Source organism: Gilliamella sp. wkB171 (assembly GCF_001693755.1).
Lineage (GTDB): Bacteria > Pseudomonadota > Gammaproteobacteria > Enterobacterales > Orbaceae > Gilliamella > Gilliamella apicola_F.
Genome location: NZ_LYST01000043.1, coordinates 59,590 through 82,928, shown reverse-complemented (window position 1 = coordinate 82,928; position 23,339 = coordinate 59,590). Strand labels below are relative to the sequence as shown.

At 35.9% G+C, this 23,339-nt stretch carries 17 protein-coding genes; 4 read left to right on the top strand and 13 right to left on the bottom strand.

All coding sequences use genetic code 11. The features are described 5' to 3' along the window. Nucleotides 1–271 precede the first annotated feature (271 nt). The 10 genes from A9G03_RS06475 to A9G03_RS06430 all read right to left on the bottom strand — a co-directional run bounded on the left by A9G03_RS06475 (nucleotide 272) and on the right by A9G03_RS06430 (nucleotide 13,417). Entirely contained in the window at nucleotides 272–1,138 is an 867-nt protein-coding gene (locus A9G03_RS06475) for a YjjW family glycine radical enzyme activase (protein WP_065798745.1), read from the bottom strand. Next, nucleotides 1,113–2,660 carry a YjjI family glycine radical enzyme gene (locus A9G03_RS06470; RefSeq protein WP_442903109.1) on the bottom strand — a complete coding sequence of 516 codons (1,548 nt, stop codon included), beginning with the start codon at nucleotides 2,658–2,660 and terminating at the stop codon, nucleotides 1,113–1,115. Before A9G03_RS06470 ends, A9G03_RS06475 begins: the two co-directional genes overlap by 26 nt. A gap of 144 nt (nucleotides 2,661–2,804) precedes the next feature. After that, entirely contained in the window at nucleotides 2,805–4,490 is a 1,686-nt protein-coding gene (ushA, locus tag A9G03_RS06465; RefSeq protein WP_081297556.1) for a bifunctional UDP-sugar hydrolase/5'-nucleotidase UshA, read from the bottom strand. A 29-nt stretch (nucleotides 4,491–4,519) separates the two neighbouring features. Next, nucleotides 4,520–5,821 (bottom strand): pyrimidine-nucleoside phosphorylase, encoded by a 1,302-nt coding sequence (locus tag A9G03_RS06460; protein ID WP_065798743.1) that lies wholly within the window; start codon nucleotides 5,819–5,821, stop codon nucleotides 4,520–4,522. 163 nt (nucleotides 5,822–5,984) lie between these two features. Further along, a complete protein-coding gene (locus A9G03_RS06455; protein ID WP_065634872.1) occupies nucleotides 5,985–6,380 on the bottom strand; it encodes a cytidine deaminase in 396 nt (131 codons plus the stop codon). 4 nt (nucleotides 6,381–6,384) lie between these two features. Beyond that, a complete protein-coding gene (locus A9G03_RS06450) occupies nucleotides 6,385–8,385 on the bottom strand; it encodes a bifunctional 2',3'-cyclic-nucleotide 2'-phosphodiesterase/3'-nucleotidase (protein WP_065798742.1) in 2,001 nt (666 codons plus the stop codon). A gap of 26 nt (nucleotides 8,386–8,411) precedes the next feature. Then, the gene (add, locus tag A9G03_RS06445; RefSeq protein ID WP_082209414.1) at nucleotides 8,412–9,581 is read right to left on the bottom strand and encodes an adenosine deaminase; all 1,170 of its coding nucleotides are present in this window, start codon (nucleotides 9,579–9,581) and stop codon (nucleotides 8,412–8,414) included. Nucleotides 9,582–9,938: 357 nt separating this feature from the next. After that, nucleotides 9,939–11,192, bottom strand: coding sequence for a nucleoside permease (locus tag A9G03_RS06440; protein WP_065634869.1), 1,254 nt, complete (start codon nucleotides 11,190–11,192; stop codon nucleotides 9,939–9,941). A gap of 224 nt (nucleotides 11,193–11,416) precedes the next feature. Further along, nucleotides 11,417–12,133: a purine-nucleoside phosphorylase gene (gene deoD, locus A9G03_RS06435; protein ID WP_065634868.1), complete on the bottom strand. Its 717-nt coding sequence runs from the start codon at nucleotides 12,131–12,133 to the stop codon at nucleotides 11,417–11,419. A gap of 54 nt (nucleotides 12,134–12,187) precedes the next feature. Continuing rightward, the gene (locus A9G03_RS06430; RefSeq protein ID WP_065798740.1) at nucleotides 12,188–13,417 is read right to left on the bottom strand and encodes a phosphopentomutase; all 1,230 of its coding nucleotides are present in this window, start codon (nucleotides 13,415–13,417) and stop codon (nucleotides 12,188–12,190) included. Between the two features lie 596 nt (nucleotides 13,418–14,013). Between A9G03_RS06430 and murB the strand changes: the two genes are divergently transcribed. Genes murB through birA form a run of 3 tightly spaced genes read left to right on the top strand, consistent with a single transcriptional unit; the run spans nucleotide 14,014 to nucleotide 17,108 of the window. Beyond that, on the top strand, nucleotides 14,014–15,024 hold the full coding sequence (murB, locus tag A9G03_RS06425) for a UDP-N-acetylmuramate dehydrogenase (protein ID WP_065798739.1): 1,011 nt from the start codon (nucleotides 14,014–14,016) through the stop codon (nucleotides 15,022–15,024). 10 nt (nucleotides 15,025–15,034) lie between these two features. Further along, nucleotides 15,035–16,159: an MFS transporter gene (locus tag A9G03_RS06420; RefSeq protein WP_065798738.1), complete on the top strand. Its 1,125-nt coding sequence runs from the start codon at nucleotides 15,035–15,037 to the stop codon at nucleotides 16,157–16,159. Next, nucleotides 16,152–17,108, top strand: a complete 957-nt coding sequence (gene birA / locus A9G03_RS06415) for a bifunctional biotin--[acetyl-CoA-carboxylase] ligase/biotin operon repressor BirA (protein WP_065798737.1) — start codon at nucleotides 16,152–16,154, stop codon at nucleotides 17,106–17,108. The genes A9G03_RS06420 and birA overlap by 8 nt, the downstream gene beginning before the upstream one ends. 73 nt (nucleotides 17,109–17,181) lie before the next feature. Here the strand turns inward: birA and A9G03_RS06410 are convergent, their stop codons facing one another. Further along, entirely contained in the window at nucleotides 17,182–19,494 is a 2,313-nt protein-coding gene (locus A9G03_RS06410; RefSeq protein ID WP_065798736.1) for a zinc/cadmium/mercury/lead-transporting ATPase, read from the bottom strand. A gap of 255 nt (nucleotides 19,495–19,749) precedes the next feature. Here A9G03_RS06410 and A9G03_RS06405 point away from each other — a divergent pair, with 255 nt between their 5' ends. Next, nucleotides 19,750–20,946, top strand: a complete 1,197-nt coding sequence (locus A9G03_RS06405) for an MFS transporter (protein WP_065634862.1) — start codon at nucleotides 19,750–19,752, stop codon at nucleotides 20,944–20,946. A 60-nt stretch (nucleotides 20,947–21,006) separates the two neighbouring features. On the opposite strand, the gene surE is transcribed toward A9G03_RS06405, so the two are convergent. Both surE and ypfJ read right to left on the bottom strand, forming a co-directional pair. Further along, nucleotides 21,007–21,792 carry a 5'/3'-nucleotidase SurE gene (surE, locus tag A9G03_RS06400; protein WP_065798735.1) on the bottom strand — a complete coding sequence of 262 codons (786 nt, stop codon included), beginning with the start codon at nucleotides 21,790–21,792 and terminating at the stop codon, nucleotides 21,007–21,009. 22 nt (nucleotides 21,793–21,814) lie between these two features. Beyond that, the gene (gene ypfJ, locus A9G03_RS06395) at nucleotides 21,815–22,672 is read right to left on the bottom strand and encodes a KPN_02809 family neutral zinc metallopeptidase (RefSeq protein WP_065634860.1); all 858 of its coding nucleotides are present in this window, start codon (nucleotides 22,670–22,672) and stop codon (nucleotides 21,815–21,817) included. Nucleotides 22,673–23,339: the final 667 nt, after the last annotated feature.

Sequence of the window (23,339 nt, the reverse complement as noted above, 5' to 3'; positions counted from 1 at the left end):
ACTCAATTCATTGTTACTTAACGTTGAATTTATTGTGATAAGACCGGTAAAAGATATTGTAATCCAGTAGCGAATGGGCCTTGGCAATGTCGATGAATAATAACTTTATCTCAACGATTTGAGTTCTGCCAATATTCTGCACACATCCTCGATGTATAACGTAAAGTTGTTGGTACCGATTGAGCATTTTGTTTAGTGATGAATAATGGCGGAAACAGATTGGGGAGGTTTTAATTAAAGGAATTTTATCTTTTTTTGCCCATTATCAATCTTACAAATAGACGCTGGGAAGCGTAATATTATGTAAACCATTATTTTTTAATTGCATGGCAAAAAGTTCGACTTGATCTTGCGTGGCGGGTTTCCAAGTTTTGGCTATGCCGTGTACCCCATGATTATGAAAGGCATTTATTCTAATTTTGATATTCGGATCGATATCCATTAAAAATTGTGCAAGATGCGTGGCATTATGTTGTAAGTCAGTATGCTCAGGAATGATTAAAAATCTCACTTCGTAGAGTTTGTTGATTTTCGCCAGGTAGGCGATAGTTTGTTTTACTCGATGGTTATCTCGACCGGTTAGTTTTTTATGTATTTGGCTGTCCCAAGCTTTCAGATCAATCATTGCTCCATCAAGTACAGGTTGTACTTTTTGCCAGCCAGATTGTGACAAATAACCATTGCTGTCTATAAAACAGGTTAAGTGTTTTAAATTTTGGTCTTGTTTAATAGCACTAAAAAGTTTTGTAATGAAAGGGAGTTGCATAGTGGCTTCACCACCACTAACGGTAATTCCTGTTAAAAAAGGTTGGTATTTTCGAATTGTTTGCAAAATATCTTCAACACTGTAACGGTAAGTCATGGGCGTTGAATTATGGCTACAGGTGTTTATGCAGGTATCACATTGCTGGCAAGCTGATGTTTGCCAAATAACTTTATTATCAACTAGGTTCAAAGCTTGATGAGGACAACTAGATACGCAACTACCACAATCACTACACAAGGATATGGTGTAAGGATTGTGGCAGTTTAAACACTTAAAATTACAGCCTTGTAAAAAGATGACCAAGCGATTGCCTGGTCCATCAACACAAGAAAAGGGTAACAGTTTATTAACGATTGCCCATGATTTGTTCATGACTAATCACCCGAGGTGTACGACATAGATAACTGTTATTAACAGTATCTTGTGCAGCTTCACTACCTAAAAAAGTAGTATTGATACGAGAACCTTCTTGTTTATACTTTTTGATATCTGATAATCTCACCATATAACCCGTTACACGAACTAAATCATTACCACTTATATTAGCGGTAAATTCTCTAAAACCAAATTTGAATGCCGCTTTGCAAATTTGTACTAAGGCTAATGGATTATTTTTAATCGTTTCATCAATCGTTAAAATATCGCTGATACCTGACGCATAATATTTATGGTGTTTAAACAGCGCCATAATGTGGGTGACCGGATCCGGTTCATGCCCATAAGGGATACGTAATCCCGGTGTTGCTCCTCTATCAGTACTAATGCCGGACTGTGCATGTAACATGGCTTTACCATGCCATGCATGCTTAATTTCATGACTATCAACAAAGTCGGCTAGTTGTTTAGAAATGGTGGTAGCTAGCTCATTGGCATCTTCATCGACACCGTAGCGACCGGCTAAGTTAGATTTCTCTTGTAGAATATTTACCGCTTCAGCCATGGCATAGACACCAAACATAGGCGCAAAACGATTGGTATCAATCAATCCTTCTTTAACCAAAAAGCTATTTTGAAAGAAGTTAGATTTTTCATATAAAAATGCGGAGCGGGCTTTGATTAAATTCAGCTGTAATTGACAGTAGAAAGGTAGGGTATTTTGCAAAAAGTCGACAATATTTTTACTGCGTAGTGCAACTTCCTTTAAGTTGATTCTTGAAAGGGTACTACCGCCACCCGCAACAGGAAGAGAGTTATAACAGCTTACAACCCCATAGCCTTTTTCATCAAAATCTTTTTTTATCATCATATTATTGGCAATATGTGGTTTGGCTGTTTGGCAAATATTTTCAATGGCTGTATTTAGTAAAGATTCGGGTGTGATGCTTTCGTCATAAATAAACGTTAAATTAGGGGCGACTTGTTTAAGTTCGCGATCAACACGTAAAATAGTTCGACTAATAACATTGTCGGTCGGTCCAATGTTGGCATGCATAAACGCATCAGGTAAATTGCGATCAAGCATAATCCAAAAACGTTTTAATCGCGGGTAAAGATCTGATTCTGTTAAATTGCCAACATAAGGAAGGAGCACTTGGTCTAAACAACCTAAATAAACGGGCATGCCGGTAACAGATGGAACATGATGATAAGCAATTGTCAGCATATTTAATGCATCATCAAAGCTTTTTGCCGGCTCAAGTTCTAAATATTCTGATCCTTGCTTAAGAAATTTTTCATAATCAGGTAATACATATCGAGGCTTGTATGGGGCATGACCTTCATACATATCACAAATTACACGCTCATCTAAAGCTTGTTTAGTCTCACTATCCAAATCAACATAAGGTAAATTATTTTCGGCGGCTAAAGCGAGTAAGTTAGATTTTTGTTTTGGTGACAAATTGGGATCTGTCACTATGTTATAACAATTTTGTTGAAATTCAGTCATGTCCATTATCACCTCGACACTTAAAGTAAGTAGAGCAAACTTATGTTAATATTGAATTTTGTTGCTAGCTAGCTAAAAATATTAATACTTTTATGCTTAATGATTTTTGACTAAACTTAACAACAAAATTTTTATCGTATTAATTATTGTTTATTTATCCGTAATGAATGGTTTAGGTTCATAATCGGATGCATTAATAGGCGAATGTGCCTCAAAATATTGTTTTACTGCATCGGCATCTCTATATCCAGTATCAACATAAGTTGGTAAAGTATTTGTCACCGGATAGCCATCTCCACCCGCAGCTAAAAAGTCGAGTGTGGTAATTCGATAAGATTTTTGTAAATCTATTGGTTCATCTTTAATTTTTACATTATCGATACTGTCACCAGTGCGTGTTAAACTAATATTTTTTAAATGAGTAAAGCCACCTGAACCCGGTTTTTTACTTAATGCGACTTTCAAATAATCAAGTAATTGTTTGCCGGTTAATTCAAAATAAACAACGCTATTACCAAATGGCTCAACTTTTAAAATATCGCGATAAGTAATATCGCCTTCAATGAGTGAATCACGAATCATACCACCCGACATGATGCCTATATCAGCATTGGTTTTTTCAATAAATGCACTTAATAAGAGTTGCCCCATATTACTTTGTTGATATCTAACAACACTACGGTCACCTTCTAATCGGCCAGTGAGTTCACCCGTTTTAATCAATAATTGTTGCTTACCTTGTTCTTGATAAGGTTGTAAGGTTTCTAATAACTTTTTATCTTGTGGTATCTCTTTAGTGTAATATTCGAGTCGTTTAGTATCATTACCATTATCCACTTCTTTTTTTAGATTGATTGGGATTAATTGGTAATTTTGTAGGGTTATTTTGCCATTTAAAAAGATAAAATCTGCACGACCAACGTATTTGCCCCATTCATGAGCTTGAACAATCCAAGTACCATTTTGTTGATCTGGTGCACAAGGCGTTCCGGGTACATACTCAGTAATACGTTTATTTGGGCTGGCCATGCAAACAGGATTTTGAGAGTGCCCACCCACTATCATATTCAATTCACCAGTTGGTAAGCCTCTGGCTAATTCAACATCGCCTGGTGCCATTGAACCATGTTCACCATTTTCGTAATGCCCCATATGGGTGACGGCTATTATCATATCGGGGCGTTCAGTTTGTTTTATTTGAGTAATAACTTTTTGCGCTTCGGGTAGTGTTTTACGAAATTCGATACCATCGGTATTTTTAGGTGAAGCAAGCGTGATAGTATCGTCAGTTGTTAAGCCAAAAACCGCTATTTTAATGCCATTCAAGTCAAACATTTTATAGGCATCAAAGACTCGATTATCAGTGTCTTTAAAATAAGTATTGGCTGATAGAAAAGGGAAGTGCGCTAGTTTTTGCTGTTCACGAATAATCGTGAGTGGGTGATCAAATTCATGATTACCAACAGCCATTGCATCGTAACCAATCTCGTTCATACCAATAAAATCGGGCTTAGCTTGTTGTACATCAGATTCAGGAACACCTGTATTAATATCACCACCTGATAGTAGCAGTAATTTACCACCTTTATCTGCTACTTCTTTACGAATTTCATCAACCACCGTTTTTTGGGCGGCAAGCCCATATTCGCCAATATCATTTTGCCAAAAGCGGCCATGATGATCGTTGGTATGTAAAATAGTAAATTGATAAGTTTTATTTTTTTCCCAATTAGGTCCAATTGGTTGTTTAGTTGCCACAACAGCAATTGCATTAACCGAAAATAAGCCTAAAACAATCAGCAGTGATAGTTTTTTATTTAATTTTAAATACTTCATGGTGTCTCCTAAATCCTGATGCAAAACGCCTATTCAGTTATTACTTTAAAAATAAGCTGAGGTTGCTTAGCGCTATCACTAATAGTGATATTGTCATAAAGCTTTTGCTTAATGGCATCTAACTTGTCTGTATTGGCATGAATAGTGAGTAGTGCTTCACCTTCGGCAACTTTATCACCTACTTTTTTATGTAATACAATGCCTACAGCTGGATCGATAATATCCTCTTTAGTTGCACGACCTGCACCTAATTGCATAGCAATAATCCCAATTTGATCTGCAATAATTCTTGAAACATAACCCGATTTTAATGCAGGTAGGGCTATTTGATAAGGCGCGCTAGCGAGTTTTTCTGGGTGATCAACAACCGAACTATCGCCGCCTTGTGCTTCAATCAAATCTTTGAATTTTTGGATAGCTTTGCCATTTTTGATGACCTCTTGCAGTTTTTCTCGCGCTTCTTCTAATGTTTTAGCTTTATTAGCAAGAACAACCATTTGGCTACCAAGCGTTAAGACCAATTCGGTTAAATCAGCAGGACCATGCCCTTTTAAGGTATCAATGGCTTCTTTGACTTCAAGTGCATTACCAATAGCAAAACCTAGCGGCTGTGACATATCTGAGATAATCGCCATGGTTCTACGGCCAATTTGATTACCAATATTCACCATTTCGTGTGCTAATTTTTCAGAGTCTTCCATGGTTTTCATTAATGCACCATCACCCGTTTTGACATCAAGCACAATGGCATCGGCACCGGCGGCTAGTTTTTTACTCATAATTGAACTAGCAATCAACGGAATAGAACCGACTGTTCCTGTTACATCGCGTAGTGAATACAATTTTTTATCTGCTGGTGTTAGGTTGCCTGATTGCCCAATTACCGCAACGCCTTTTTGATTTACTTGGTCAATAAATTCTTGTTTACCTAATTCAATTTTAAATCCTGGAATGGATTCAAATTTGTCATTGGTTCCACCTGTGTGACCAAGGCCACGCCCTGACATTTTGGCAACAGGAATATCTAATGCCGCAACTAAAGGCGCTAAAACTAAAGTTGTCGTATCACCAACGCCGCCAGTTGAATGTTTATCGACTTTTATACCTTTAATCGAAGATAAATCAACCGTATCACCAGAGTGCATCATTGCGCTAGTTAAATCGGCACACTCTTTTGATGTCATTCCTTGAAAATAGATCGCCATTAATAGTGCGCTAACTTGATAGTCAGGAATGGTGCCATTAGTATAGTTGGTGATAAAAAATTGGATTTCTTCAGTTGTAAGGGGATGACCGTCACGCTTTTTTTCAATAATATCTACAAATCTCATTAAATTTCTCTCTTAATATCAATAAATCAAGTTAGTGTGTTTGAATTTATATAAAGTGAGTCACTTTATATTTGTCGAATAGTGTCGACGTAATTAACATAACTTTAATAATACCTAGATTATTAAAATTATTTTATTATCAATCTTATTAACTAAATAAGATTTAATCTAAATCACTCGGTGAAAAAGACCAAGGTAATAATTCACCTACTGTGGTTTCCTGAATTTTTCCATGCATATTAGTTAATATAACAGGCATATCTTTAGCACAAAATTCGCTAATCACTTGGCGACAAGCACCGCAAGGTGAAATAGGACCATCTGTATCACCAATAACCACTAATTTTTTAAATTTGCGTTTACCTTCCGACACAGCCTTAAAAATGGCAGTGCGTTCAGCGCAGTTAGCTAATCCATAAGAAGCGTTTTCAATATTACAACCTAAAATTGCTTCGTCATCTTCGGTGATAAGTACTGCACCCACCTGAAATTTAGAATAAGGAACATAGGCTTTTGAACGAGCGGTTTTAGCAAGTTCAATCAATTTTTCAATTTTCATGGTGTTAGTCCTTTTTAGTTTCAATTGTACTATTTATTTGGGAGTGATTTTTTGCTGGTGATTGTAAGTCTAGTTGATATACACCAAAGCCTAAATTGTCTTTATCGATAAATTTTATTGGATAAAGCGAATTGTGTTCAATATACGCTTTGGCTTCTTTACTTGGTGAAGACTCAAAGCGGATATCTAATTTTGTTTGACTCGATATTGGCGCTATTTGCCAATTATTATCGGTGGTGACATTAACCACGCCTTTTTCTTTTGTGGTATTCGTAATATATGCAGATAGAATGACTCTCAAATCGTCGGGCGAATTGAATTTAACATTCTTACCGCCGGTACCAGGAAAATTACCGGTATAAGCCCGATAATTATTAGTCGCTATTAAAAATGGCTGTTTAACATCAATTGGTTTTTGCTGATAAGTGAGATTTTTAATACGTTCAGCATTGGCATTGATCAATTGGCAATTGCCATCGTAACGTGCGGGTTGTGTTACATCTATTTCATAATTCACGCCATCAATGGTATCAAAATTATAAGTTCTAAAGTGCTCCCAATTGATTAAGTATTGAGGTTTATCAGACTGTATGTCAATTTGATTATAAACACCCGCTGAACATTCCAGCCACTCTTTGACATCTTGACCAGTAATTTTTACCGCAGATAAAATATTTGGATACAAGTAAATATCGGCTGCATTTCTAAACGTGAGATCACCTTTTTTTACATCCACATAAGCTGAAGGATCATTTTTTCGACCACCCGCTTTAAAGGGTGCAATTGCTGATAAAATTGGTAAGCCATCCAGATCAGGATCGCCTTGAACAAACTGTTTTACGTAAGCTATTTGCGCATCACTAATGATTTGTAATGCAGATGTATCTTCCACTAATGCTAAATAACTATTGATATCGGTTGATACTTTACCAATTGGTTTGCTGACAAATTCACGGGTAGCTTGGTGATCGTGTTTTAATACTTTAGTAATATTTTGGTCGGCCTCAACCAGTGCTTTTTTATTTTTGATGTCATAGATTGGCCTAGCTTCGGATTTTCCTGAAGTGACCTGCCAATGATCCTTATTGCCATCGAGTACTAAATCAACGACACCTAAATGACTCCCCCATTGACCAGGCATGACCGCTGGAACATGGTTGATATTGCCTGTTTTAATATCGGTATTAGGTAAGGATTTAAAATCGTCACCCGGGAAAACACCATGCGAATGACCAAACATAATGGCATTGATACCTTCGACTTGACTTAAATAATAAACAGAATTTTCGGCTAAGGCTTTATACGGGTCTGCTGACACACCAGAATGTGCGATAGCTATAATGACATTTGCTCCTTGCTGTTTCATCTCTGGCACCAGTTGTTTAGCGGTTTCGGTAATATCTTTAACTACCACTTTACCCTCTAAATTCAGTTTGTCCCATTGCATGATTTGCGGTGGGACAAAGCCGATATAACCAATTTTGATTGTATGATTATGACCATCAGTATCAATTACTGGGGTATCAACAATAATGTAGGGTTTGAAAAAAGGCTTATTGGTTTTTGCATCATATACATTCGCATTTACATAAGGAAATTTAGCTCCCGATAGGCTTTTTTGCAAAAAGTCTAAACCAAAATTAAACTCGTGATTGCCGATATTACCAACTGTGTAGTTAAGGGTGTTTAATGCTTTATATACTGGGTGGATTTCACCTTGTTTGAGCCCTTTATTTTTAGCATAATCGGCCATTGGGCTACCTTGAATAAGATCACCATTGTCAACCAAAACACTATTTTTGACTTCTTGTCTTGCTTGATGAATTAAGTTAGCGGTTTTTACTAACCCAAAAGTATCAATATATTGATCTTTGAAGTAATCGTAATTCATCATATTGCCGTGAAGATCACTTGTTTCGATAATTCTTAAATCAACTGTTGCTGCATAAAGTGAGCCAGAAATTAATAGGGTTAAAAGGGGGAGTGTTATTTTGTATTTTTTCATGTGAATCTCCTATTGCTCTGGCATTGTTATCCGTTAACTTGTTTTAATAATAATTTTTGGTACTGAGTAAATCTTGCAACGATTGCAGGATGATATTTTGTACCAGCAACGGCCTGTTTCAGGTCCTGTTTATCGGCTAGTGTAAAGCAAGATAAAACATAATCGGTTAAGTGTGTTTTAATTGAATCTTCAATAAAAGCGGCATCAATACCACATAGGGTGATATCGAGTAATTCTAATCTTGAAAAATGAAATATTGATTGGGCAAGTTGATATTCCTTCTCAATATCAGTGCCAAAAATGCCTGCATCATCGGTATTGAGTGTTATACGAACGCCATTTTCGTACAGTTGTCGTATTGGGTGATTGTGAAGGTCACCTTGTAATTCATTGACTAAAATGCGATTACTGGTTAATGCTATTTCTAACGTAACGTTTTTAGCCACTAATTGTTGTATTAAATTTTGATCTTCAATGGCGCGAATACCGTGCCCAATGCGGCTAGCTCCATGTTTAAGTGCATTAATGATACTTTCAGCCGATTCAATTTCGCCAGCGTGATAAGACTTTTTTAAGTTTAATTTTGATGCAAGCTGATGAGCTTTTTCAAAATCATCAAAATGTCCTGCTTTTTCATTACCAGCAATATTAAATCCCGTGATAAATGGATGAGGATTCTTTTCGATAAAACGCAACGTATCATAAACTAGTTTAGCGCCAAGATGTCTTACACCAATAACATGGTATCGTACCGTGATATTAAATTGTTTTTGTACATCAATAATGGCGTTATCCATTTGTTGTAATGTTTGATGAAATTTATCTTGATCCCAAATGATGTTACCCGCATTTTCTGTTGCGCAGATGTGATAAGGCGAAAGAAAGAGTTCGCAATAAATTAAGCCTTGTTTGGCGTTTCGATAAAGAAAATCATAGGTAATCAGGTAATAATCTTCGGGCGTTTTTACAAAATTGGAAACAGTATCATAAGTCTGAATGAACTGAACAAAATCAGTTTCGTCATAGCGGTATCGCCCGTAAGGGTAAGCATCTTTATCATATTCGCCAGATGAATAACATAATGATGGGGAAAATGGCATATGATTCTTATCAGCTAACGTTTTAGCCATTAAAGGCGTTATGCTACCTTCTACGTGTTCATGTAATATTACTTTCGGAACTATTAGCTTATTCATCGAGTCTTTATCTTGTTAACTAAGCGTGTTGAGCGCTGAAATCATGATTAATAAGTGTTTTAAAACATTGTCGTGAATCTTAAGTTATCTACGTTGTTTGCTTTATTCTACCTTGATAAGGATCAACATTTCCATACATTTTATGTGACTTCTTGATAATTTTGTGAGGTAGTCAATCGTTTATGAGTCATTAATAGGCAACTAATTGATTTGTTGCCTTAATATAGTGTAGACCGAATGTTAACAATCAAGTTATCATTAAACTGTTTTTTACTTAATAAAGGTAATATTTAGCATTTCTACTTAATTTACCATCAATTATTAACAAAATGATAACTTAATTGTTGGTGTATTAATTTAACTTACTGTTTTAGCTGTTGTTAATTTACTTGTATCGTTTTTAAATATTAATAAAAAGATAATAGCAAGAATTAATGAGTAACCAGCAAAAATAAGCCAGATGGTACGCCAATCAATAATGCCACCTGTAGTGTAATGATCAACAACAATGCCGCTGATAGTTGAACCTAAATAAGCACCAAGACCATTAGTCATAATCATAAACAGACCTTGTGCACTATTACGAATCGTTGGTGAAACCGATTTTTCAACATACATTGATCCTGAAATATTATAAAAATCAAATGCACAACCATAAACAATCATTGATAATAGCAATAGTACAAAACCAGCAGGAGAAGGATCACCATAGGCAAATAAGCCAAAGCGTAGCACCCATGCCAACATACTGATTAACATCACATATTTAATACCTAAACGTTTCATAAAAAATGGGACAAATAGGATAAATACGACTTCTGAAATTTGCGAAATGGAAAGTAATACTGATGGGTATTGTACCACTAAGCTATCGGAATATTGTGGGATCTCGGCAAATGAACGTAAGAAAGGGTTACCAAACGTATTGGTGATTTGTAAAATACCACCAAGTAATACAGCAAATATGAAAAATATTGCCATTCTTGGTTGTTTAAATAGTACAAATGCATCTAATCCTAAAGAACTGACCAATGATTTTTCTTTACTGTCATTTTTAGTTGTTGCGCTGACAGGTAAACTTAGTGAATACAGGCTAAGTAAAATAGAGCTACCTGCTGCTATATAAAGTTGCATGTTGCTCAGTTCTAATTTTAAAAAGCTCACTAACCACATCGCCACAATAAAACCAATGGTACCGAATATTCGGATACTAGGGAATTGGCTGATAACATCAAGGTTTTTTGATTCTAAACAAGAGTACGAAATTGAGTTTGAGATTGCTATTGTAGGCATAAACGCTAGACAATGAATTAGCATGACTGCCACCATCATAAATGGAGATGTGATTGATGCAGCAATAAATAGTGTAATTGCACCAATTAAATGACAAAGCATAAATAGGCGATTAGCCGGTATCCATCTGTCTGCTACTACACCGAGTAAGCCAGGCATAAATAAAGAAGCGATCCCCATTGTGCCGTAAACTGAGCCTACAGTTGTGCCACTAAATTTTAGTGTCTCCATCATATAAGAACCTAGGGTAATAAGCCAGCTACCCCAGATGAAAAATTGTAAGAAAAATATAACTTTAAGTTGTACCTTGATATTCATTTCGATTCCTTATTAAACGAGATCTTTTATACCCTATTGTTAAAACTAATGAATAAATTTTAAATATTACGTCTGATAAGTATTCAACTTTCAGACAATTAACTTATGCAGTTTATTAACTTAAAACAGCTTGGTAATGAAATGTTACTCAGTTAGTTCACTGCCAGCACTGTTTATTACATAAATTATTGATCAAAAAAAATGGCAGAAATTCTGCCATTAATTTAATTTGAATTCAGTAATACCGACTCTAAAGCAACAGTGATCATCTCTTTAAAGCCTAGCTGTCGTTGTTCTGCCGACATAGCTTCACCTTTACGGATATGATCTGATACAGTACAAATTGCTAAGGCTTTGGCGCCATATTCGGCTGCGACACCATAAATGCCTGCCGCTTCCATTTCAACACCTAAAATGTTGTATTTTTCCATTACATCAAACATTTCAGCATCAACGCTGTAAAATAAATCTGCTGAAAACAAGTTGCCGATTTTAACATTGACACCTAATTTTTTTGCTGCATTAACCGCATGGCAAGTCAGATCGAAATCAGCAATTGCCGCAAAATCATTGTCTTTAAAACGTTGACGATTTACTTTTGAATCAGTACACGCGCCCATGCCTACAATCACATCACCGACATTAACATCAGGGCTAATTGCACCGCATGAACCGATTCGGATAATATTTTTTACACCATAAAACTTAATGAGTTCTGTTGCGTAAATTGAACATGATGGAATACCCATTCCATGCCCCATAACCGAAACTTTTTTACCTTTATAGTAGCCGGTAAAACCTAGCATAGATCTGACATTCGTCACTTCTTTTGCATTTTCTAAAAATGTTTCTGCAATAAATTTTGCCCGAAGTGGATCGCCTGGCATTAAAACTGTTTCGGCAAAAGCATTATCATCAGCATTAATATGTGGGGTAGACATCAAAATCTCCTGAATATCTTTTTCTAAAAAATTGTCCTACTTTAAATAAAATGGTTACTTCTTAATAAATGATTGACCATAATCCATTGGTGACAAATCAAAATAGTCCGCAACACTTTGCCCGATGTCAGCAAAAGTTTTACGATGACCTAATGAACCAACCGGAACACTATCACCATAAACTAAAACAGGTATGTGCTCACGAGTATGATCTGTTCCGGCCCAAGTTGGATCGCAACCATGGTCGGCACTAATAATGAGTAGGTCGCCCGGTTGGATTAAGGCTAACATTTCAGGCAGTCTACTATCGAAATATTCAAGTGCTGCGGCGTAACCAGCAATATCTCGGCGATGACCGTATGACGAGTCAAAGTCAACAAAGTTTGTAAACACGATAGTGTTATCTTTGGCTTGTTTGATCTCTTCTAATGATGCATTAAATAATGCTTCAATGCCTGTTGCTTTAACTTTTTTAGTGATGCCAACCTCTGCATAAATATCGGCAATTTTACCGATGGATACTACAGTACCCTGTTTTTCATCAACCAGTTTTTTGATCATTGTTGGTGATGGTGGTTCAACGGCTAAGTCATGGCGGTTACCTGTGCGAATAAATTCACCCGCTTTTTTACCAATAAATGGGCGAGCTATAACACGCCCAATGTTGTAATCACCTTTATTAAGTTCATCACGTGCGATTTCACATATTTCATAAAGTCTATCTAAACCAAAGGTCTCTTCATGACAAGCTATTTGAAAGACTGAATCAGCTGAGGTATAAAAAATTGGTTTTCCGCTAGCCATGTGCTTTTCACCTAGTTCATCAAGAATGACCGTACCTGATGAGTGACAATTACCCAAATAACCTGGGAGTTTAGCACGTGCAACAATTTTATCTAACAATTCTTGGGGGAAACTATTTGTGGTGTTAGTAAAATAGCCCCAATCAAATAATACAGGCACACCGGCAATTTCCCAATGTCCTGACGGGGTATCTTTACCGGAAGAAATTTCGCTAGCATAACCATAAGCACCAATGATGTTACCTTCAGTCTTCATGCCTTTCGGATAACTTCCCGATGATTCGTATGCAGCTTCAATTAACCCTAGTTTAGCTAAGTTTGGTAATTTTAGTGGACCTTTGCGACCGTGATCTGCTTTACCTAATGCACAAGCTTCGGCAATATGACCTAGTGTATTAGCACCTTCATCCCCGTATTTTTTTGCATCCTCTGCACCGCCGATTCCGAAGGAATCAAGGATCATAATAAAAACTCTTTTCATAATTTCCTCTGACTTCTAATAAACTTAACTTCACTACAATATAAGGAATAACAGTCCCTAAAACCGTGATCATGTGCTCATTTATTAAGTATATAAATATGATTTAAATCATTATAGCTATGTTTCAATCGTTCAAGCTAGAATTTTACTACGATTTATAAAAAGATCGCTAGCTCGTTATGATACATGATAAATGAAAACAAAAAAGATCAAACCATCAGTTTAGTCGATTATTTATTCAAAATTGGTCAGTTATTCTTATTTTTTTAGTCGACAGGTAACTTAGCACAACGCGTTTTAAATGCACTATAACCTATTGAATGTATTTTACTTTAATTCGCTTATTTATCAGTGTTTGAATAATTAATAAAACATCATTTATCGTTGTGGTAAAATAATCATTTTTATGCAAAATATAATGCATTACACAATGCTTTGCCGATATTTAAATGCTGAGCTTATTTCGAATAAAAAGCGTATATAGACTAAAAATCTTAAAGTTAATTAATCAAATAATAAAAACGCTCTTAATTCAATTATGATGCAGGTTAATTTTAATTAGCACATCTCTATAAAGAGATTAAAGGTAGTGAGTGATGAAACAAAAAATTCCAAATACCTTTGGGCTGCCGGTTTATGCTCGAAGTGTCGTTACCGTTTCAACCGTTGAGCAATTACAACAAGTTTGGGATCAAAATCAAGAAAAGCAGCCGATTATGATCATCGGTGAAGGGAGTAATACATTATTTACTGCTGATTTTGACGGTATTGTGGTTGTCAATCGTATTAAAGGCATCACGATTACTGAAACTCAAGAGTATTGGCTTTTAAACGTTGGTGCTGGTGAAATCTGGCATGATTTGGTGTCAACGACGGTAGAAAAACAGTTAGCAGGATTAGAAAATCTTGCTTTAATTCCTGGCTGTGTTGGATCGGCGCCAATCCAAAATATTGGCGCTTATGGCATTGAGTTTCAAAAAGTGGCTGATTATGTGCAGTTACTCGAACTTGCAACCGGTAAAATTATTACTGTTACTGATGGTCAATATGGTTATCGTGAAAGTATTTTTAAGAGCCGTTATAGCAATGGCTATGCTGTTATATATGTAGGCATTAAATTATCAAAACAGTGGCAACCAGTATTAACTTATGGTGAATTAAAAAACTTTGATCCACAAACGGTCACCTCCAAAATAATTTTTGATAAAGTTTGTGAAATTCGACGCAGCAAATTACCGGATCCTAAAATTTTAGGCAATGGCGGTAGTTTTTTTAAAAATCCGGTTGTCGATAAAATTGTTGCCGATAAATTACTTGAAATTTACCCAGCAATGCCCATATATCCTCAAGTTGACAATCAAGTCAAATTAGCCGCTGGATGGTTAATCGATCAATGTGGTCTAAAAGGTTTTCAAATCGGTGGAGCGGCTGTACATCAACAACAGGCATTAGTATTGGTCAATAAAAATAATGCAACAGCGCAAGATGTTGTCGCGTTGGCGCGTTATGTTAAAAATGCAGTATTGGAAAAATTTTCAGTGGTTTTATCACCTGAAATTCGTTTCATTGGCCGTACTGGTGAAATTAATGTAGATAACTTCTTATAATTAATTATTCATGAAACACTCTTATTCTTTTCCAATTTTATTAACAAGTTTGTTATTTGTGACTATTTCGTTGTCGGCGTTAAATACACAAGTGCCGCTGTGGTTAGTCGGGCACCAGTTTTCACTTGGTCAAATCGGCTTAGTCGGCTCCAGTTATTTTACTGGCAACTTAATTGGGACAATTATGGCGAATTGGTTTATTAACCGATTTAACGCTAGGTATACCTATACCTATAGTTGTATTATTTTTGCCATTGCAACTATTGGTTTGAGCTTTTCAATTGATTTTTATAGCTGGGCAATTTGGCGATTTTTAATTGGTATTGCTTGTGCCGTAACTTGGGTGGTCATTGAGAGTTGTATACTTGTCACAGGTACCGTTAGAACACGCGGTAAAATGCTAGCGGTTTATTTAACTACTTACTATTTAGGTACCGTTTTAGGGCAAGCGCTATTACAGTACTTTCCGCAAAATGTGCTATATTTTGGTCTTGTGGTGGCAATTTTAATGGGACTGGCGAGTTTATTTATATTACTCACCCACTATAAATTGCCTAAACGAAAAAACAGTAGTTTTAATATTGTACCTATGATTGTAAATAAACCCTCTCGACTCGGGTTAGTGGGGTGTGTGATTGCTGGTATGTTAATTGGTTCTTTATATTCACTGATGCCAGCTTATTATTCCCATTTAGGTTACAGTGATAATCAAGTTGCCAACTGGATGATTCTTCTCATTTTATCTGGCGTTGTTGCGCAAATGCCGGCTAATTGGTGTGCTGATAAATATGGTCGCCGCCTTGTTTTACTGGTTGAATCGTTTCTAATGATAATAGCTTGCCTAATGTTGGTATTTAATTTATTTGATATCGTTGCCATTATTTTATTGGGCGCAACAATTTATACCATTTACCCGATTTCAATGGCATGGGCTTGCTCGTGTGTAAGAAAGCAAGACATTGTTGCTATGAATCAAGCTATGTTATTGACGAATACTTTAGGTAGTCTTGTTGCACCTGCTGTAATAGCATTTATTATGGATAAAACAAGTAATAGTTATCTATTTGTGAGTTTTACAGTAGTTTCAATCTATTTTTTTATTTTATTATTAATAAAGCGAGGCACTAATGCGTAATAACCAAAATCCGCTTAAATTGATCGAAATATTAGCTGATGGTGAGTTTCATTCGGGAGAAGAATTAGCTTCTTATTTTGGTATCACACGTGCAGGGATCAACAAATATATTAAAATTCTGCGCGAATGGGGGATTGAGCTATTTTCCGTTCAAGGAAAAGGTTATTGCTTGGCTGCACCTATCGAGCTTTTGAAAAAAGAAAAAATCGATAATTATTATGGAGCAGATAGTGCTATTGAAGTTTTACCCATCATTGATTCAACTAATCAATATCTTCTTGATCGTATTGCAACGTTGAAATCAGGTGATGGTTGTGTTGCTGAATTTCAAACTCAAGCAAGAGGGCGGCGGGGGCGTAAATGGTTTGCGCCTTTTGGAACAAATCTCTATTTTTCAATGTATTGGAGATTGGAACAAGGTATCGCTGCTGCAATGGGATTAAGCTTAGTTGTTGGGATTGTTATTGCCGATACATTAAGAGCAATATCTGGGCAAGATGTGAGAGTAAAGTGGCCAAACGATCTTTATCTTAAAGATCAAAAACTAGCAGGTATTTTAGTTGAGCTTGCGAGTAAAACCGGCGATAGTGCGCATGTGGTTATTGGTGTGGGTGTTAATTTAAATATGACCAATCCCGATGCTAATATTGTTAATCAAAAATGGGCTAATTTAGGTAATTTTGATCGTAATTTATTGGTTGCTCAAATTGCGAAAACGTTAAAAACCAAATTGATTCAGTTTGAGCAGCAAGGGTTAGCACCATTTATAAAAGATTGGGATCGGCTCGACAATTTTGCTAACCGTCCAGTAAAATTATTGATTGGTGACAATATTATACGCGGTATTGCTAAAGGAATTAATGATCAAGGCGCATTAAAGCTTGAACAAGATGGCAAAATCATGACTTACATCGGCGGCGAAATATCGCTAAGAAGTGATGAGATGTAACACAACATTAAAACCTATTGCATCTAAGCAAATAGGTTTTTAATTAATGTGATAAAGAATTGAATCCTAATCCTTATTTTTTAAATCTTAACACTCGTAATGCATTAGCGGTCACAATTGCCGTCGTACCTGAATCAGCTAATACTGCTAACCAAAGCCCAGTGTAACCCAGTAAACTTGTTATCAAAAATATCAGTTTTATACCCAATGCAATGGTAATATTTTGTTTAATATTTTTGTTAGCAAAACGCGTTAAGCGAATTAATTTAGGTAAACTTAATAAACTATTTTTGGTTAATGCTGCATCTGCCGTTTCAAGTGCAACATCACTGCCACTGCCCATTGCAATGCCAACGGTTGCCGCTTTCATTGCTGGTGAATCGTTGATACCGTCGCCAACCATGGCAATTGTAGAATCTTGACCAATTTTTTCAATTTCAGTTAATTTATCGGCAGGTAATAATTCCGCAAGGTAATCCATATTCAGTTGCCCTGCAATGGCTTTAGCTGCTCGCTGGTTATCACCGGTGAGCATTAAAGTTTTTAACCCCAATTGTTGTAGTTCATTAATTGCAGCAGTGGCATCATTACGTAACACATCTTGTAATGCAATAATACCTAATAATTTATCACTTGTTACTACAACTACTACCGTTTTTCCTGCATTTTCTAATTGATTAATGATCTGCTTATTTTGATCAGTGATAGCATTTGAAACTGTTGTTATTTTATTGGGAGAAACAATATAAATCAGTTCTTGACCAATTTGACCTTGAATACCAACACCGGCTATCGCTTTACGGTTATCTGCTTCTTTGAATTGAATTTGCTGCTGTTGAGTGTAATCAACGATGGCTTTCGCCAGTGGATGATGCGAACCACTTTCAATGGCTGCGGCTATAGCGAGTAAATCGTTGGTAGATTTGTCACCATCAATAATATCTGTGACTTGCGGTTTGCCTTGGGTTAAGGTTCCGGTTTTATCAAAAGCAATCGTTTTAATTGATCCAATATGTTCAAGTGCTGCGCCGCCTTTGATCAAAACGCCTTGTTTAGCCGCACAAGAAAGGGCCGAGGTAATAACGGCAGGGGTTGATATCACTAAGGCACAAGGACAACCAATAAGCAATAGTGTTAGTCCACGGTAGATCCAAGTATACCAGTCGGCGCCCATCATCAATGGTGGAATTAATATGACTAAAAATGCGAATAAGGCGATAGATGGCGTATAGTAACGACTAAATTTGTCAATGAAGCGTTCGATGGATGCTTTGCGATCTTCAGCATCTTCTATCAATTGTAAAATACGATCGACAGCATTTTGTCCTGTTTCAGAAATAACTTTTAGTTGTACGGTATTATCGACGACCAATGATCCAGCTAAAATTTTATCGCCGCAAAGATAATTGACGGGTATTGATTCTCCGGTTAGTGCGCTTTCATCAATATTGGCTTGTTCGCTAATCAAAATAACATCAGCCGGTAGTCTTCCACCTGATGATATTTCAATAATATCATTCGGTTTTAGGGTATGACTTGCAACTGTTTTTCGTTTACCATCAATAATAATGATCGTCTCTTCTGGCATAAGTTGGACAAGTGATGAAATGCCTTTTTTAGCTTTATTGCTTGCGACACCTTCAAGCATTTCACCAATCATGAACAGAAATATGACCATGGTTGCTTCTTCAGCTGCGCCGATAAAAAGTGCACCAATGGCCGAAATACTCATTAATGATTCAATCGCAAATGGTGTTCCACTACGGGTTAAAACGATGGCTTCTTTTAGAATCGGTAGTAAACCAATAATGGCCGTTATAATAAATGCATATTGTCCAACTTGATGATTAACAAAAAGTAAAATATAGCTGACAACAATTAACGTCCCCAATAGTGCTAATGGGATTAACTCTTTTTTATTCAAAATACTTGAATGTTGATGTTGAACTGATTGTTCTGGTGAGGATTCAAAAATGGGTGTATAACCTAATTCAGTTACTTTATCTTCGATAAGTTTTACAATCTGCTCATTTTTTTGAGGTACAAATACAATAAGTTTTTCTGTGGAAAAGATAATTTTTGTTTGACTAACATTGGGTAACGTTTTAACACCATTTTCGATTTTTTGAGCACAATGTGCACAGTCCATTCCTTGAATTTTCCAAGTTAACTTGATGTGTCCGCCTTGCTGCTTGGGATCGTCTGTCGGTTCATCATATTCATTGGCTTCAGTGTTGCAATTGTCTTGATCTTCACAGCAGTCAATAGTTTGATGATTTTCATGTGAATGATGAGAATCATGGTTGTGCCCAATATTTTGACAATCATCATGGCAATCATTTTGATGAACTGGGTGGTTATTTTTCGATTTGTTATTATATAACATAACGTTACCTCATTTTATTGATGATTTTGATTGTACTCTCAATTGAATAAAAATAAATCATTTTTTATTTAATCAGATCGATATTAATAAGGTTTTTTATAAAATAATATTGAAAATGCGGTGTTACCATCTAACTTGAATATCGGAAAAACGCTAAAAGCCTATTTTAGGTAGCTAGACTAAAATTTGATTTTTTATACATTAGCAACAGTTTTGAGTATATAATCATGACCATTTCAATGATTGAGAGCATATATGACTAATTTTTACTCGCTTCGTCGACGTTCAAGTGTGATTTTTGCGGCTTTTTTATTCAATACCTTTATTATTGGTATTGCAGGAGCCTTACAGTCACCAACGTTAAGTCTATTTTTATCAAAGGAAGTTAATGTTGAACCTAGTTTAGTGGGGCTTTTTTTCTCGATCAATGCATTTGGATGTATTATTGGTAGCTTTTTATTAGCCAAATATTCAGATAAAAAAGGTGATAGACGTAATATTGTTATCTTTTGTTGTTTAATGGGTGTTGCCAATAGCTTAATTTTCGCTTTTTCACGTCACTATTATGTTCTCATCACATTGGGTGTTTTTTTTGCTGCGTTAGCGTCCGCAGCCATGCCACAAATTTTTGCTTTAGCACGGGAATATGCGGTTAAAACAGGGCGCAATGTTGTGGCATTTAATTCATTGATTCGTGCTCAGCTCTCTTTAGCGTGGGTGATTGGTCCACCGTTATCTTTTACTTTAGCCACTAGTTTTGGTTTTACCTCGATGTATTTATGTGCAGTAGGCATGTTTATGGTTGCGATCTTATTTGTTGCAATCTTTTTACCTTCTGTTGAAAAAAATCCTATTTCACATTCAGACAATACTATCGATTTAGCAGCTGCTAACCAACCTATATATAAAAATCGAAATGTGGTTTTCTTACTGCTTTCAACGATATTTATGTGGACCGCTAATATGATGTATATCATTGATATGCCTTTGTATGTCAATTCTGTATTACACTTATATGATTCCTTACCCGGTCATTTAATGGGCTTGGCGGCAGGCATCGAAATTCCAGTCATGTTGATAGCCGGATTTTTGGTTCCTACCATTGGTAAACGAAATTTATTTTTTATCGCTATAATTTGTGGTTTGCTGTTTTATATTGGGATGATTTTATGTACCAGCCAATTTGCGTTATTTGCTTTGCAGTTGTTTAATGCCCTTTTTATTGGCATTGTGGCTAATATTGGTATTATCTATTTTCAAGATTTATTGCCGACTAGAATGGGTGTTGCGTCAACTTTATTTAATAACGGTATTATTTGCAGTATCATTTTAGCCGGCGTGATTCAAGGTTTCATTTCTGAATCTTACGGGCACGAAATAATTTATTGGATTGCATTCGCGATGGTTTTTGTTTCGTTAGTGTTTTGTGCATTGGTAAAAAAAGATAAATAAAGTCATTAATAATGGCTTATTAAAACAAGCGTCTTCCTAATTTTAGGAAGACGTAGCTATTTATTCATCGGTGTTGATTTGTTGTTTTAATTTCTCATAAATTGCATAATGGGTTCTTTCATAGCCCATAGGTGTAACGGTTATGTAATTGTTGTTAGCTGCATCAAGCTCTTTGTCTTTACCCAATATTTGTTGGTTACGTTTCGCTCTAAACCAATAATAATCATGTCCTTCAGGATCTTTAGTTGGCGTTAGGACTAATTGGCTGGCATCACTTTCCCCTTGTTTGGTAATTCTCATGCCTTTAGTTTGTTTGGCTGAGCAACATGGAAAGTTAACATTAAAGCAGATGTTGTCAGGTACATTTAATGTATAGAGTTTTTTTATAACCTCTTGCGCATGATGAGTTACACAATCCCAATTGGTTGGTTGCATGTCTTCTGTGCTCACTTGACTAAAAGCCATGGCTGGAATACCAAGTGTCATTGCCATTATTGCCGCACCTACGGTTCCAGACAAAATGGTTTCAAAACCCACATTAGAACCGTTATTTATTCCAGATAAAACCAGATCAGGTAAGTTATCGACCATTAAATATTTGATTGCAAATAACATACAATCAGCAGGGGTGCCATAGACAGCATATCTTTTTTCATCTCGCTGGGTTACGCGAAAAGGCGTTTTTAGACTGACCGAACACGAAACCCCACTCTGATCGATAATTGGTGCAACCACCCAAACTTCATGTGCAATTTTTTGGGCAACATTTTCTAATATTTTAATGCCGGGAGCATCGATGCCATCATCATTAACTAATAAAACGCGATTTACTAATTTATCAAACATATCACTTCCTTTTGCTATTTACTTATTGATCAAAGGTATTACATTGATTAATTGATCCACTGTCGAATCCTCTTTTAAACCAAGTATAACGTTGTTTGGATGTGCCGTGGGTAAAACTATCTGGCATAACATAACCATTACTTTCTCGTTGTAAGCGATCATCGCCTATGGCTTGTGTTGTGTTTAAGGCTTGTTCGATATCACCCACTTCAAGAATATTTTGTTTTTGCATAGCATTACCCCATAAACCGGCATAACAATCTGCTTGTAATTCTAATTTTACCGATAACTGGTTGCTACTCATATCTGGTTGAGTTTGTTTGAGCTGCTCAATTTTATTAAACGTACCTAATAAATTTTGTACATGATGACCTATTTCGTGAGCAATGACATAACCTTGGGCAAAGTCACCGCCGCCACCAAGGCGCTGCTTCATTTCTTGATAAAAGGAGGTGTCTAAATAGACGGTTTTATCTATGCTACAGTAAAAAGGCCCCATAAAAGTTTGACCCGTTCCGCATGAAGTTTGAGTTGATCCGGTGTAAAGAACCAATTTGGGGGGAATATAGGTTTTACCTAAAGCCGTGAACTGTTGGCTCCAGTAATCCTCGGTACTGGCTAAAATAACCGAGGTAAATTTTGCTGCATCGGGATCTTCGTCATTATATTGAGTAATTGTTTGCTCAGTATTACTTGAATCAATCAAATTACTATTAAGTAAACTCGTTAGATCAATACCATAATAGCCAGCAATTAATACCACTAAAAATAAAATAACTTTTCCTTTGCCTTTAATTGGGATCCTTGTTCCCAATTCACTTCCTGATTGTGAGCGGCGATCTTCAATATTATCACTCTCTCTTTGGTCTCTCCAGCGCATAGGGGTACCTCATCAGTTATAGTTAGATTATTGTAATGGATAACTTACTGGGATGCTAGGTTCAGTGATGATTATCATCTTAACTTGATAACATCTAACATTGCCTGTTTATAAGCTAATGATTATTTTAATATTTAATCACTCTTTAATCTTTTGTCTATTTTTATCGTTGTTAGCATATTAGATTATGGTGACTCAATTCACCACTCAACTCTATCAGCAAGCTTTTATTTAGATCACTGACAACAGTTATTATCTTTATTAAAAGATGGTAGTGTGATGATTGAATTATTGACTATTTTAGTCTCTCAACTTGTGAGTTATCGCAACGGGTTAGAATTAAAAATATTCTAAGATAATTAGTTGGTTAATTAGCTTAACACAACACTATTACGCCATAATGGTAATTTATGTAACAGTTTTAGATTATCATTTCACTATCAAAAATGGCACCTTTTTTGTTTTATGGCAGTGGTCGAGATCATTTGGTTGAGTGATTGTTAATTATATACAGTATAAATAATTTGTAAGACAAACATACTGGTTAAAAATCGAATTTGATTGATAGTGGATTTTGCAAAAATTAACGATGTTGTTATAATTAGCTAACAATTTCCACTAGATAGATGGATGTTGTTGTCAGTGAATAAGCTTTAGCGTAATCAAT

Bases quoted from the DNA above. Each gene is read 5' to 3' on its own strand.
- surE (WP_065798735.1), bottom strand. From the start codon at position 21,792: ATGTTTGATAAATTAGTAAATCGCGTTTTATTAGTTAATGATGATGGC.
- A9G03_RS06450 (WP_065798742.1), bottom strand. From the start codon at position 8,385: ATGAAAAAATACAAAATAACACTCCCCCTTTTAACCCTATTAATTTCT.
- ushA (WP_081297556.1), bottom strand. From the start codon at position 4,490: ATGAAGTATTTAAAATTAAATAAAAAACTATCACTGCTGATTGTTTTA.
- A9G03_RS06460 (WP_065798743.1), bottom strand. From the start codon at position 5,821: ATGAGATTTGTAGATATTATTGAAAAAAAGCGTGACGGTCATCCCCTT.
- murB (WP_065798739.1), top strand. From the start codon at position 14,014: ATGAAACAAAAAATTCCAAATACCTTTGGGCTGCCGGTTTATGCTCGA.
- ypfJ (WP_065634860.1), bottom strand. From the start codon at position 22,672: ATGCGCTGGAGAGACCAAAGAGAGAGTGATAATATTGAAGATCGCCGC.
- A9G03_RS06410 (WP_065798736.1), bottom strand. From the start codon at position 19,494: ATGTTATATAATAACAAATCGAAAAATAACCACCCAGTTCATCAAAAT.
- A9G03_RS06440 (WP_065634869.1), bottom strand. From the start codon at position 11,192: ATGAATATCAAGGTACAACTTAAAGTTATATTTTTCTTACAATTTTTC.
- A9G03_RS06455 (WP_065634872.1), bottom strand. From the start codon at position 6,380: ATGAAAATTGAAAAATTGATTGAACTTGCTAAAACCGCTCGTTCAAAA.
- add (WP_082209414.1), bottom strand. From the start codon at position 9,581: ATGAATAAGCTAATAGTTCCGAAAGTAATATTACATGAACACGTAGAA.
- deoD (WP_065634868.1), bottom strand. From the start codon at position 12,133: ATGTCTACCCCACATATTAATGCTGATGATAATGCTTTTGCCGAAACA.
- A9G03_RS06475 (WP_065798745.1), bottom strand. From the start codon at position 1,138: ATGAACAAATCATGGGCAATCGTTAATAAACTGTTACCCTTTTCTTGT.
- A9G03_RS06420 (WP_065798738.1), top strand. From the start codon at position 15,035: ATGAAACACTCTTATTCTTTTCCAATTTTATTAACAAGTTTGTTATTT.
- A9G03_RS06430 (WP_065798740.1), bottom strand. From the start codon at position 13,417: ATGAAAAGAGTTTTTATTATGATCCTTGATTCCTTCGGAATCGGCGGT.
- A9G03_RS06405 (WP_065634862.1), top strand. From the start codon at position 19,750: ATGACTAATTTTTACTCGCTTCGTCGACGTTCAAGTGTGATTTTTGCG.
- A9G03_RS06470 (WP_442903109.1), bottom strand. From the start codon at position 2,660: ATGGACATGACTGAATTTCAACAAAATTGTTATAACATAGTGACAGAT.
- birA (WP_065798737.1), top strand. From the start codon at position 16,152: ATGCGTAATAACCAAAATCCGCTTAAATTGATCGAAATATTAGCTGAT.